The organism is Syntrophobacterales bacterium (assembly GCA_019429105.1).
Lineage (GTDB): Bacteria > Desulfobacterota > Syntrophia > Syntrophales > UBA5619 > DYTH01.
On record JAHYJE010000026.1, the window covers coordinates 18,541 to 31,441 of the forward strand.

11 protein-coding genes are annotated in these 12,901 nt (G+C 52.0%); all 11 read right to left on the reverse strand.

Annotated features, from left to right (window positions below; translation table 11 throughout):
- Positions 1-4 precede the first annotated feature (4 nt).
- Positions 5-841 (reverse strand): dihydroorotate dehydrogenase electron transfer subunit, encoded by an 837-nt coding sequence (locus K0B01_09885; protein ID MBW6486444.1) that lies wholly within the window; start codon positions 839-841, stop codon positions 5-7.
- A gap of 99 nt (positions 842-940) precedes the next feature.
- Positions 941-1,408, reverse strand: a complete 468-nt coding sequence (gene rimI, locus K0B01_09890) for a ribosomal protein S18-alanine N-acetyltransferase (GenBank protein ID MBW6486445.1) — start codon at positions 1,406-1,408, stop codon at positions 941-943.
- A 3-nt stretch (positions 1,409-1,411) separates the two neighbouring features.
- The gene (locus K0B01_09895; GenBank protein MBW6486446.1) at positions 1,412-2,110 is read right to left on the reverse strand and encodes a PTS sugar transporter subunit IIC; all 699 of its coding nucleotides are present in this window, start codon (positions 2,108-2,110) and stop codon (positions 1,412-1,414) included.
- A 64-nt stretch (positions 2,111-2,174) separates the two neighbouring features.
- A complete protein-coding gene (locus K0B01_09900) occupies positions 2,175-2,675 on the reverse strand; it encodes a PTS sugar transporter subunit IIB (GenBank protein MBW6486447.1) in 501 nt (166 codons plus the stop codon).
- Positions 2,676-2,681: 6 nt separating this feature from the next.
- Positions 2,682-3,095 (reverse strand): PTS sugar transporter subunit IIA, encoded by a 414-nt coding sequence (locus K0B01_09905; protein ID MBW6486448.1) that lies wholly within the window; start codon positions 3,093-3,095, stop codon positions 2,682-2,684.
- Between the two features lie 136 nt (positions 3,096-3,231).
- Complete coding sequence (gene recD / locus K0B01_09910) at positions 3,232-5,154, reverse strand: exodeoxyribonuclease V subunit alpha (protein ID MBW6486449.1); 1,923 nt, start codon at positions 5,152-5,154, stop codon at positions 3,232-3,234.
- A 96-nt stretch (positions 5,155-5,250) separates the two neighbouring features.
- Complete coding sequence (locus tag K0B01_09915; GenBank protein ID MBW6486450.1) at positions 5,251-6,849, reverse strand: CTP synthase; 1,599 nt, start codon at positions 6,847-6,849, stop codon at positions 5,251-5,253.
- A 7-nt stretch (positions 6,850-6,856) separates the two neighbouring features.
- Positions 6,857-10,528 carry an SIS domain-containing protein gene (locus K0B01_09920; protein MBW6486451.1) on the reverse strand — a complete coding sequence of 1,224 codons (3,672 nt, stop codon included), beginning with the start codon at positions 10,526-10,528 and terminating at the stop codon, positions 6,857-6,859.
- A gap of 169 nt (positions 10,529-10,697) precedes the next feature.
- The gene (locus K0B01_09925; protein MBW6486452.1) at positions 10,698-11,951 is read right to left on the reverse strand and encodes a UDP-N-acetylglucosamine pyrophosphorylase; all 1,254 of its coding nucleotides are present in this window, start codon (positions 11,949-11,951) and stop codon (positions 10,698-10,700) included.
- Between the two features lie 103 nt (positions 11,952-12,054).
- Positions 12,055-12,357, reverse strand: a complete 303-nt coding sequence (locus K0B01_09930) for a hypothetical protein (GenBank protein MBW6486453.1) — start codon at positions 12,355-12,357, stop codon at positions 12,055-12,057.
- Positions 12,358-12,435: 78 nt separating this feature from the next.
- Positions 12,436-12,867, reverse strand: coding sequence for a PH domain-containing protein (locus tag K0B01_09935; GenBank protein ID MBW6486454.1), 432 nt, complete (start codon positions 12,865-12,867; stop codon positions 12,436-12,438).
- Positions 12,868-12,901 lie beyond the last annotated feature (34 nt).

Here is a 12,901-nt window from a genome sequence, read left to right on the forward strand (position 1 = left end):
ACCATTAAAAGGGGTGATTCCATACGATTTCCCGGATATCGAAAACAGGTCCGTCCTTGCAGACCCTTTTGTAGATCATCTCCCCGTAAGCGTCTTTTGTTGCGACGACACATCCGATGCAGGCGCCCACACCGCAGGCCATCCTCTCTTCAAGGGAAACCTGGCAGCGTATCGGTTTATCCCCAAGAAGACGGGCAAGCGCCCTTGTCATTGCCGTCGGTCCGCAAGCCAAGATCTGCGTGCTTTCATAATCACAGGTTTGCAGTTCCTCACTGAGCATATCCGTTACAGCTCCATGATATCCGGCGCTTCCGTCGTCGGTCGCCAAGTGGGTAACGCTTAAACCGGTAAAACGCGCCTGCAGCATGGTCGCAATCTCTGATGTTTTCGCGCCCAAAAAGGCAGTCACCGGCAGGGGAGACACTCTCCGAACATGCTCCTGCAGAAAAAAGGCGAGAGGCGCGGCGCCAACCCCGCCAGCAAGAAGGATTATCCTTTTGACGGCAGCATCAACTGTAAAGCCATGCCCGAGGGGACCCAGCACTCCGACCCTCCCTCCGGCGCCAAGGCGCGACAGCAACCGTGTGCCTCGGCCGGCAACGCGGCATAAAAGCTCAAGAATCGTCTGCCCGTTCTCTGTTCGGAATCCATAAACGCTGAACGGACGGGACAGCAGGGTTTCGCCATTTTCAAGGTTGCGCAGCATGACGAACTGCCCGGGAACCGGCGCCGAAAAAGAGCCCGGCAGTTTAATCGAAAGCAGGAAATGGCCGGGGGCAACGTCGCAGATGCCGATTATCTGTCCCGCGCTGATTGTGACATTTTTTGCATTTTCGTTCATTATTATTACTCAAGCCTTGATTCAACTGCAAAACACCGTCTGGATTGCCGAAAATATCTAAAAATCACCTTTTATTATGGTGCGTTGCGCTTCTTGCATCTAATCTTGCAGATCAGCCCACATGATTAACGCATCTTCTTTGGTATCACCGTAATATCGGGGTCTGACCCCTTTTACCGAAAAGCCGAACTTGTCGTACAGTTTAAGGGCCGGAAGGTTGGAACCGCGCACCTCAAGCGTTGCCCGCTGCGTATTTGCCGCTGCTGAAGACTTTATCGCCTCTTGGAGCAAGCGGGAAGCAAATCCATGCCGCCGCAAATCCCGGTGGATCGCTATTTTCTGCAGATGCAATTCATCAGCCACCAGCCAGTAAACGATATAACCGACAATGTTTCTTGCGCCTTCGCCGACAAGCCTGGCAACAAGGACTCGGGAAACGGGGTTTGCCAGTTCCTGCCGAAAAAGAGGCGCCGACCAGGGGCTGGAGAAAGAATCCCTTTCGATGACCATTATTTCGTCAATATCCTTTGCCAGACAGCCGTCTATTTCAATCGTCTCTGCTGCCATACCTCAGATAATTCCCTTAAAATAGTAAAATACAATGCCGGCAAAAAGAAAAACCCCGCAAAAAATGGGGAGAACCCCGCGAACATGGACGGAGTTAATGGCGACGGCGGTGCCGATTAACGGCAGCAGCGGATAGAGAAGACCAAGCCCCCGGATCGTCCAGCCCGGCAAGGATGGATATAAAAAAGCAATAAACGGAATCCCGACCAATAGGGCAAGCAAGATGAACCCGGTGGAAAAAAACCATGTCTTGAGCAGTGCAAAGAGATGCTTGCGGGAAAGGGATTTGACATTCCCGTCAAGGACGTCTTTCCGGACGTCGCTTGCCAGTTTTTCATTTCCTTTGACTATCCAGAGATCCATTTTCTGCGCAACATGGCCAAATGGCACATAAACAAGAACGGTAAGGGCAAGCAGTCCGTGAGGCATGGAGCCAAGAATCCGGGCCGCTTCGATTGAGGATGCGGCAATCAGGATCGCAGTTATCGTGTCGTTGGGGGGGATATACATCCCTATCGGCAGCCGGTCTATCCAGAAAAGTTCGGTAAAGGCGCCGGCGATGAGCCCGGTATATGGATCTCCCAGCAGAAAGCCGATTGCCGGTGCGGCGATTATCGGGCGCGAGATCATAAGCAGCAGGAAAACTCGATCCAGACAGAGAAAACCGCCCACTATCGCTGTAATAAAAACATTCGCAATCATTTAAACCGCTTCATCAGTTAAAAAAATCGGATAGTCTGCGCTTGTGCAACGCCGTTGTTGTTTTTCAGGTTTTGATACTGCGGACGACGTCAAAAAAATCAAGCGGCTTTTCCCGGGGAACGCGCCGCAGCTCTATTCGGACACCGGCATCACGAAGCAACGTTATGTCGTGAATATCATTCTCGCTGAGAAGCACCGAGGGGGTGCAGCAGATGGTGTAGGAGTCGTTGTAAATATTTCCGATATTGAGTTTATCGAACCGGAACCCCAGTTCGAAGGCCTTGCGAGCCGGGGCGACCGCACCGAACAGGACAATGGTTTTATGGCCGCTGCCCGTCTGGAAGGGGGTTGTCTTCACAAAATCTTCCACATTGCATACTATTACGGCTATTTCCCTGGGAACTGCCATCCGGATAACCGTTTCCCGGAACATATCAGAGGCGGTCAAGTCATCAACTACAACAATGCAGTCCGCCTTGATATAGGGAATCCAGGCTTCCAGAATCTGACCATGAACCAGACGATTATCCACCCTGACCAGGGCTATGTCCAAAGAATGATGCAAGTTTCGCTATCCGGAAAACTTTTTGCCGAGGATTTCACTCGCCAGGGAAATATTCTTTATGCCGTACTCCTTGAGAGAATGGGCAAATTCTTCAAGCGTCGTACCTTCCTGAACTTCGTTGAGTTTAAGGAGCATCGGGAGATTAACTCCGGTTACCACCTCAACCTTTCCCGCCTTCAGAAACGACAGTGAGAGATTGGAAGGCGTGCCGCCGAAGAGATCGGTGAGGATAAGAACCCCCTTCCCCTGATCGAGCTTTTTGATTCCGGCGCTGATTTCCTTTTTTATCTCTTCGACCCCCTTATCCTGATCAACGGCGACATGGGCAACTAATTTCATGCTGCCGTGAATCATTTCCGCCGCTTTGATGAGCTCACTCCCCAGGTTTCCGTGGGTGGCGATCAGCACACCTATCATCATAATCCTCCCGTCTCGGTAATATAGGGAAGCTAATGGATTAACCTCCAATTGTCAAGTTTAATTGATAACGAACGATCTGCGGAAATCCTGCCCTCAGACCGGAGAATTGAAAGAATCACGCGAGAGTAAAGAAAGATTAACCATCAAGAAGCTGGTCGCGCAAGCCGGAGGAACGTCTTATGCGACGCGCAACAGCCCTGAGGAAAATATCCTCATTCCCACTTATTGCAATGGTTTTTCTTGATCTTGTCACAGCGGTGTAGAGCAATTCGCTGGTCAGTACGGACGCGTCTTGATCAGGCAGAATCAGCAGCAAATTATCGAATTCCGATCCCTGACTTTTGTGAACCGTCATCGCATAAGCCGTTTCGTGCGGGGGCAGACGAAGCGGGGGGAAACTTCGCAGCTTTCCTCCGTCATTGCTCTGGAAAAACGCCTTCAGGCCGCCATCTGCTTCCATATCCGGAAGGATGAAACCTATGTCGCCGTTAAAGAGCTTCATCCCGTAATCGTTTTTCGTAATCATTACCGGACGTCCCGAATAAAAGATTTCCCGGCCGGAAACACCCCTCTTCCGTAAAATCATCTGCTCACAGAGGCGATTGACCTCAAGGGCGCCATAAGGGCCGCGGCGCAGCGCGCAGAGTATTCTGAAACGAGCAAAAACATCTAATATCATATGGTATTTACTTTTGTTATCAATATGTTCAAAATATTCATTAAAGTTGATTATTATGTCCTGGAGCAATCGCGGCATTTCCGAGGGAGGGGGAATGCGCGACCAGCAACAAGAAACATCGCCAATATCTTGGAGAATGCCAAGCGCCGCGGCGCCGTCCCCATTCTTTATGGCGCGACTCAGGGCGGAAATTCCACTGTCATCGGAAAACCGGTAATTACGCTGGAGTTCAACCAGGGAATTCCGGAGCGGCACCGGTGGCGGCGCTAAAGAAGGCGATTCCGTGCCGGCAGTTTCCGTCAGCGAAGCAAGAATTGAGATAAAATCAGCGGAAAAATCATTGAGCGCCCGATAGCCGCAAATGTCGCCGAGAACCGCCCCGGCCTCAACAGAGGCAAGCTGTTCCCGGTCTCCAAGGAGTATCAGCCGGGCCTGAACCGGCAAGGCGCTGATCAGTTTTGCCATGAGCGGAAGGTCAATCATCGATGCTTCATCAATTATTACAATGTCATAAGGCAAAGGGTTGCTGCTGTTCCAGCGAAAATTGGATGAATGGGGGGTGCTGCCAATAAGGCGATGGATTGTCATTGCCCGCCTCGGCAAGCCCTCCTTAATTTGGCCCTCTTCTCCCAAAACGTCAGCCGCAACCGCCAGGATCGCCTCCTGCAGTCGCAAGGCGGCCTTTCCGGTGGGAGCGGCAACGGCAATCCGCGGCAATTTCCCCTGGGCAAATTCGAGAAGAAGAATAATCGCTCGGGCGATTGTCGCCGTCTTGCCGGTGCCTGGTCCACCGGTTATCACGGTCAGATTGTTGAAAAGCACGCAAAGCGCCGCAACCTTCTGCCAATTAACTGTATTTTTTGGTTCACTGCCAGCCGCAGGACAGCCAGGAGAATTGACGTCAGCAAAAAGGACGTCGAGCCTTTGCCGGAGTTTTTTTCTTTCCTGTTCGTTTTGGCTGATAGAAGTTTGAAGTGGTGATTTTTCCTGCCCTTTTTTTATCAGGAAGGAAGCTATCCGCTGCTCGTAATCCCAATAACGGTAAAGGTAAAGGCGTGCCGCTCCGTCAATGATGAGAGGTTTTACCTCACCGGGACGCCCGACTACAGAACATTTTCGCAGCTCCTCCGGCCAGCTTTGCAAATTGATTGTTGGTAAGACTAAATCCGGCGGAAAAAAAGATTGAGAGACAGCGGTTAGATCAAGGCAGACATTGCCTTCCCTGACGCTGCGGCTGACGAGGGCGGCCGCAGCAAAAAGCAAAGGATTTTCGCCCCCATCAATTTTTTCGAGAAAACGGCCGAAACTGACGTCAATGGCGGGGGAAACTCCCCGTTCCTTATCGACCTGTAAACCTGCAAAATCGGAAGGGAAAGGCATAGCCCTTTAAAAACCCGTATGGAGATTGGCGAAACACTTCTTTTCGCTGTAATAACCGGCCCTGCTGCCTGAGACAAAATCTGAAATGTAATTGCGCTATTGCTTTTTCTTCAGTGCCGCCTTGATGAAATCCCGGAAAAGCGGGTGAGGATTCGTCGGTCGGGATTTGAACTCGGGATGAAACTGACAGCCCAAAAACCACGGATGTCCGGGAATCTCGACGATTTCGGCAAGCCTGCCGTCGGGGGAAACGCCGGTAATGGCAAGTCCTTTTGCCAGAAGCTCCTCCTTGAAGGCGGCATTGAATTCATACCGGTGGCGATGGCGTTCGCTGATCTCTTTTGCTCCATAAGCCGCGCCTGCCGCTGATTTTTCATTAACTATACAGGGATACGCCCCGAGGCGCATTGACGCTCCTTTTTCCGTTATCTGTTTTTGCTCAGGCAAAAGATCGATCACCGGGTACGGGGTTGCGGCGTCAAATTCCGAGCTGTTCGCTTTGGCCAGGCCGCAGACGTTTCTGGCGTATTCCACAGCCGCCATTTGCATGCCGAGGCAGATGCCGAAAAAAGGGATGCCGTTTTTTCTGGCATGCTTGATTGCCAGAATCATCCCTTCGACCCCCCGGTTGCCAAACCCGCCGGGGACGAGTATCCCGTCCAAACCATCGAAAACATTCCCAACGCCCTCATTTTCCAGCTTTTCTGAATCGACGAAACAAAGTTTCACCCGGCAGTCGTTGGCGATCCCTCCGTGGGCCAGGGCCTCGTTGAGACTCTTGTAAGAATCGGTCAGGTTGACATATTTGCCGACAATGCCGATCGTCACTTCCCACTGGGGATGGAGAAACCGGGCCACTACGTTCTCCCATTTTTCAAGGCGAGGTTGGCCGGCCCAGATATTCAGCAGATCGGTAATCTTCCGATCCAGTCCCTCCCGGTGAAAAATCAACGGGCACTCGTAGATGCACTCCACATCCTTGGCGGTGAAGACTGCCGCCACCTCGACATTGCAGAAGAGGGCAATCTTGGTTTTGATGTCGTCGGAGAGGAAATTTTCCGTCCGGCACAACAGGATGTCCGGCTGGATGCCGATCTCCCGCAGGGCCTTGACGCTATGCTGCGTCGGTTTGGTCTTTACCTCGCCGGCGGTTTTGATGAACGGCACCCAGGTCAGGTGGATAAAGATTGCATTTTCCCTGCCGACTTCATTGCGAAACTGGCGAATCGCCTCGAGAAAGGGAAGACTTTCGATATCGCCAACGGTCCCGCCGATCTCGACTATCGCAACATCATGCCCTTCGGCGGTTTTCTTGATAAAGTCTTTTATTTCATTGGTGATATGGGGAATTACTTGAACGGTTTTACCCAGATAATCCCCGCGCCGCTCCTTGGTGATGACGGAAAAATAGACCTGACCCGTCGTCAGGTTATTCGCCTTTCCCATCGTGGTGCCGGTAAATCGTTCGTAATGGCCGAGATCCAAGTCGGTTTCGGCGCCATCGTCGGTCACGAACACTTCTCCGTGCTGAAACGGGCTCATGGTGCCCGGATCGACATTTATGTACGGGTCGAGTTTCTGATTTGTGACCCGCAGTCCCCTGCACTCGAGGATAGCCGCAATGGAGGCAGCCGCCAAACCCTTGCCGAGGGAGGAAAGAACGCCTCCGGTAACGAAAATAAATTTAGTTTTCATGAATTTCCTATCCCTTCCTGCAAAAGGTTGAATTTTTCGTGATCCACCCGACTATTGTCTCCGCTGATTCGCCAAGCAGAAACCCGACGGGGATGTCAGCAAGGAGATTGTCATTCCAAGAAAGATTGCATTCCTGAATCAAATCCTTGAGTTTATTTACTCTTTTGCCGATGATTTTAAGCCTTTCCTTTACGGAGAGGTTCTCGTTGAAGATTACATGCAGCAACAACAGATTTTCGACCCGTTCATTATTGCCAAGCAGCGGGACAATAACAAGCGGGGCGCCATCCGTTCGGCCAAGCCCCGCATAGATCCTTTGCAGGGCCACAATTCCCTTTTTGGTTCCGACCAGGGCGCTGGTTTTCTCAACCCGCGATTGCATCTGCAGTGAGACTCCACCCCGCTTTACAATCATGATGGTCGTCTCATCAACGGGTTTTCCTGCTTTGTCTAATTTGTCAATGGCGTAAAGCGTATAACCTGTCACCGCAGAAACCGCCCCCTGTATTCTCTCCAGGAGCAAAATATTCGAGCTGAGCAGTGATTGAACCCCGAATGAAAGCAGGCTGAGCAAAGCGGAGACCGGTCCTTCCGGCAGTGTTTCTTTTCTGCTTGTTCCTACGGTTACTGTCTTTGCCTGATGGCGGATCGCGTCAATCGGGCGGGAAAGTTCATCAACGGCATTACCCAGCGTCACATCCAGCAGATCGACCGGGGACAACAATTCGCTCTCGGGAAAATCGTGGCGAAAATCATCGAGCGGCAGCTTTCCTCCCGCGTATTTCAGCAGCAGCGTCAGATCAGAGATTGTCCCCACCCCAGTCTGGGAAAACCGCCCCAGTTGTTTCATTTTCAGAAATTCAGTGGTAAAATTATTGACAAGACCTCGCAGCCCTTCGTCGGTGAAACCTTCATAAGCGGAAAGTTTTCTTTTTACCTGGTCAACCATGACAGTATTAAGCCGGCTTTTAAACGTCCGGAGAAACAGGGCGTCTTCGTCAATGCTGCATGCGGCATAATAGCCGAAAAGGTGTCCGGCGAGGGTGTTCAGAATTACTGGAAGCGGCAGGGGTGCGCCGGGAAGCTGGATCACCGCATCGGCAACGGCGTCGAAGCGGGTTTCCCCCTCTTCGGCAAAGACCACGACTGATGACTTGTGGGCCTTGAAAATCGCCACGTCCTTGGCAATGTCGCCGATGACGCTTTCGGGACTCCCGGCGGCGCAGACGATGATCAACGGTTCGGCGGAAAGGTCGATGTGTTTCTTGTTTTCAACAACATCGGAGGAGATTGTCAGGTAGCACAGCTCGCTCAGCTTGATCCTTATTTCATCGGCGGCGGCCTTGTTCGGTCCGCTTCCGACAATCGCCCAATATCTTTTATGGTTTATCGTCTTTTCGACGGCCTTGCGAATATTCTCCCGCTGGCCCAGCACATTTCCCATTAACCCCGGCGCCGTCTCCAGCGTGCGGAGTTCCGTTGCCGCCTGCTCGCCGGAAATGGAAGAAACCAAAGCGGCAATGGCGAGCGCAAGGACGTTGCCGGCAATGATCTGCGAATAGAATGCCTTCGTTGAGGCGACTGCCATCTCGATATCGCGGCCATCGGAGGTATAAAAAACACCGTCCGCCTTCATCGTGATATCGGACTGCCGGCGATTGACGATTGCGACTATTTTAGCGCCGCGTTCCCGGGCCATCGCCACGGCGCGGTTGGTATCGGTAGTCGTTCCAGACTGGGTGATCGGAATAACCAGTGTATCATGGAGGTCCTGTTTGAGACTGAAGCCGCTGAGCTCGGAGGCAAGCATGGCCTGCACAGTGATTCCGCTTCCCCGCAGATGGCGTGCCAGCGCATCGGCTATGGCTTTTCCGGCGACGGCTGCCGTTCCGTGGCCAATCACGCATATAATGTTGATCTTTCCGGACAGCAACCCCTCCCGTATTTCTTCGGGAATGACATCTTCTCCCAGACTGAAAACCGCCGTTTCTCCCCGTTTTCCTTTTTCGATCAGGTATTTGCCAAGGAGTGTTTTACGGACGGAGTGGGCGGATTCACCAATTTCCTTCAAAAAATAATGGGGGTAGCGGCCACGATCGATATCACGGGTTGTGATCTCCGCCCGCCGGACATCCTCTTCATTGAGCCTGACAGGTGTTTTATCATAGAAAAAGGCGGTTACCCCTTCCACCCCTCCCGGGGTATCCTGATCGAGAATAAAGATCTGCCCGCTTCCCTTTTCATTGCCGCCGGGTGGCGCTTTTTCCCCGTCTATTTTTATGAAAAAAGGGGTCTCCTCGACCAGACCATAGAGTTCCGAGGAAAACAGATAGCGATCGGGGGCGATTCCGACATAAATTGATTGGCCGCTCCCCCTGAGCGCCAGCAAAACCTTGCCCGGTTCCAGACTGCTTACCAGGGCAATGGCATGCGAGCCCTCAAAATCCCTGACTGCAAGCCGGAAAGCCTCTTCCAGATCGCACCCGCCGCGCAGGTAGTGCTCAATTCGCAGCGGAATGATCTTGGTATCCGTGGTCACTTCCGGGGCGATCGCTCCCCCTTGTGCCGAGAAGGATTCCCGGAGCTGCTGATAATTATCGATGTCGCCGTTGAGTACTACATTGATCGTCCATAACCCTTTTCCGTAAAAGGGGAAATCCTGTTCTTTCAACGTGGCCGCACCATTTCCCGGCAAGGTGAAGTTTCCGATTGGATGGCAGTTTTCTTCGGTGATGGAACCAACGGAAGCCCAACGGGTATGGGTAAACGCCGTTTCAAAGGCCGCGGGGATGTCGGCAAAAAGATGAAAAAGGGCATCCCCGGCAATCCTCTTGCGTAGTTCCCGGACATTCCTTCCCAGCTCGCCGATGATCTCCGCAGTTTTATAGGTAAAAGAAACGGCGGTTGCCTTACCCGCAGCAGCCCGGGGGGTAAAGCAAATCGATCCATCAACTGCATCGCCGGCGGCGGTGCGTTTTTCCCATTCCGCCGATAATCCCCTGGTGCGGATGACGTTCATAATCCCGCTCAAATCAGCGTTATTTTCAGGGACAAACGATATCTGCACCCCCGCCGAATCCCGTCCGCGGACTTCGAGGCGATCGAGACTGTTCAAAAGAAAGTTTAGTTTCCGGTATTTGTAAAGGGCCGGCGGCGGCAGCAAGAGGGGATCATCGATACCGGCAACGGTGCAAATCTTGTTAACGTTATCAATAACATCCTTTTCCAACACCCAAAGCAAATCCCGAAGCATGATCAAACCCCGGTTTATTTCTTCGAGATCGGAGGTGGAAATCCGTCCGGCTTGTTCTGCAAGTGTTGACTCCTCTCTAACAAGAAATTCCTGCATGGTCCCGCAAAGCCTGCGCAAAAGCTTCACCGCGGCAGGATCGTAAAAAAGCGCTTGCCGGCCCTTTTCTCCTTTCAAATAGAGCAGCTCCTGCTCCATTTGAGTTTGGGCGTCCTTGCCGCCCAGATAGGAAGCCGGAGCGATTCCGCCGGAAAAAACGGCATTCAGATCATTTTCGGACAGGGATGTAAAAATCTCGACGAGTTTGCCTCCTTGGCATGCATCGCCGTTCACGCCCGTTCGGTTGGAAACGGCAGGCACGCGGCGCAGTGTCAGTATCCCCGCGAAACCGCAGCACAAGGTGTTGGGAAGAAGAGGAAAAATGATCAAGGTTGGCGTCCCGACACGCAGCGGATTATGGCCTACCACAACCCGACATTCCCTCAGGAAAGAGAAACTGTTTTTAAAAAACTTCTTTAAGGTCATCAATTAAGTGTCCCTTCGACAATATAAAAAACAACGGCTGGCGCTCGGCAATCAGAGAGCTTCTGTGCCGTCATTAGCGAAAAGAGGGTATTATCGAAAGCGCCCGTTCGACAACGTCATCTACTGTACACTGCATCCACTTGGCGCCCGTTGAGGAAACTTCCTTGTCAAGAGCCGCCATGACTCCCAAATAGTCTTTGCCTGCACCATTTGGGGAAGCGAAAAATGAGGTGAGAAATTGCTCACGCATGCTTTTTCCGGCATCCGCTTCCCTTTGCCCGGCAATGCCTTTCTCTAGTTCTCCCCAGCGATCGCGAAATTCGCCCTGTCGGCGGAGAATTTTTTCACGAACATGCTCCGGCAAAAGTTTTTGTCCCAGCGCAATCGAGCTGTCCATATTTTCGGCCAAGGCCCGGAAACGCGAGAGCCTTTCGGATGCCGCCGCGTCTATAACCTCCAAAGCCCCCTCGATGAGGGCGTCTCCATATTCCGCATCCCTGAAAAACCGGGCGCGAATGTGGATGTACCACTGCCTCAACGCCAGCAGATTCGCATAGTAGATGATATTGTTGATTACCCGCCTTTTGATGTCGCCGTAAAGTCCAGGATGAAATCCCTTTTCAATAGCCGGTTTTCTTCCGCTGCGGAGCAATTTCCCGCCCTCGGGACAATCCCCGCTCCATACCTCGCCTGCGGCAATTACCGTTCCGAAGCCGATCCTGGCCGGCCCGATCAGCCCCCCCTGCCCGCCCAGAAAAATCGGCGCCTCCTTCAACATAACCCCCCGGGGCACGTCTCCCAAAAGCGAGGCGGTAGCCTTGTCCTGGTTGGGCGTATAATTAAAATGAATATATGAACTTCCCACTTCGCTATGATTTTTGCGGCTGGTTCCCCCGGCCATCAAGACATCGCAGAAATTTATCAGACTCCCGAGGGTGACAAAGGGAAAGAGGATTGTCTGTTTGAGCCCCACCGTGTGTCCCGTTTTAGCCTCTTCTTCAAGCAGGCAGCCAGCGCGAATATGCGCGCCAGAAGCCATGCTTACCCGCTCCAAAAAGACAGAATCGGAAAAAAAACCCCCTTTTAGTTCGACATTTTCTCCCAAGCTGCAATTATCAAGGACAACCGGCGCCTCTTCGCCCAGTTTCACGCCCGCACTGAGCAACGTCTTTTTGCCGGTTATTCTTGTTCCGCCGAAGAGCACAACGCCATTTGCGGCAATACGTTCCGGGTCCACCTCTGCGCCGATTTCCACCAAACCGGGATTCGGCATGGTGACCCCTTTTTCCCGCAGTCTAATCACGGTTTCCGGTATTTTCATGTCCATAAGAGAAACCCGCTGCTGGAAGTCCGTGCCGCGTGCCGGAATTTAATTTCCACCAAAATCCCTTGCCTGCATAGCCGCAACAGCACCCTGGAGATCGGTAAATTCATTCCCCTTCGTCGCCAAGTTGCAGCTTAATTAGCTTCTTCTGAAGCGTGTTGCGATTTATTCCGAGATAGGATGCCGCCGCGCTCTTGACCTGGTTTGTCCGCCGCAGGGAAATGCGCAGTAGCGACCGGTCCACCATCTCCATTACCTCATCGTAGATACGGCTTTTATTTATACCCGGTTGGAACAAGATAGCGGTTATATCATCAAGATTTTTTTCCAAAATCCTTTCCGCCACATCCTTCGGAGTTGTCTGCGTTGAACGCAGCGCCAACCCGTTTCCATTTTTCTTCGCTGCCATAATCACACTCAACCACCCTCTCTTGCCGGATAGGAGGACATCCCGCCACAGACGAACCACCTGAATAATTGCCTAAACTCATAAAATAAAAGGGTACATCTTCAAGACGATAATACCGGTTAGCAAAACAGCGGCCACCCAGACTAAAGCAACTCCGGCCACCCCCACCGGTTTTTCTTCAACCAGAAAACGCGCTGCGTCTTCAACCCTGTCGGTTTCGACATGAGACAGGAGATCTTCCGCCAAAAGGTTAAATTTTTCATAATAATTTGAAATTATGAAGAAACCGACGGCAGTTGTGAGCAAGATATAAGACTTGTTTTTTATCGTCAAGCCTCCCACATGGGTTATCGCTTCCCATGGCAGTTTTTTCTGGTTCAGAAGCCTGCGGAGAAAGAGGCCGTTTTCGTCAATGGTCACTCTGCGCCAGAGTGATTCCCAAAACAGATATGCCGTCCCGATAAAAAAAACTGTGAATAATGCCTTTTCAAGCGCAGAACCTACCACCATGAGCGATATCATCACTAAACACAGCAACAACAAG

Coding starts and splice junctions, on each gene's coding strand:
- K0B01_09925 (MBW6486452.1), bottom strand. CDS start 11,951: ATGGACATGAAAATACCGGAAACCGTGATTAGACTGCGGGAAAAAGGG.
- K0B01_09895 (MBW6486446.1), bottom strand. CDS start 2,110: ATGATTGCGAATGTTTTTATTACAGCGATAGTGGGCGGTTTTCTCTGT.
- K0B01_09935 (MBW6486454.1), bottom strand. CDS start 12,867: ATGGTGGTAGGTTCTGCGCTTGAAAAGGCATTATTCACAGTTTTTTTT.
- K0B01_09930 (MBW6486453.1), bottom strand. CDS start 12,357: ATGGCAGCGAAGAAAAATGGAAACGGGTTGGCGCTGCGTTCAACGCAG.
- K0B01_09915 (MBW6486450.1), bottom strand. CDS start 6,849: ATGAAAACTAAATTTATTTTCGTTACCGGAGGCGTTCTTTCCTCCCTC.
- K0B01_09885 (MBW6486444.1), bottom strand. CDS start 841: ATGAACGAAAATGCAAAAAATGTCACAATCAGCGCGGGACAGATAATC.
- rimI (MBW6486445.1), bottom strand. CDS start 1,408: ATGGCAGCAGAGACGATTGAAATAGACGGCTGTCTGGCAAAGGATATT.
- K0B01_09905 (MBW6486448.1), bottom strand. CDS start 3,095: ATGATGATAGGTGTGCTGATCGCCACCCACGGAAACCTGGGGAGTGAG.
- recD (MBW6486449.1), bottom strand. CDS start 5,154: ATGCCTTTCCCTTCCGATTTTGCAGGTTTACAGGTCGATAAGGAACGG.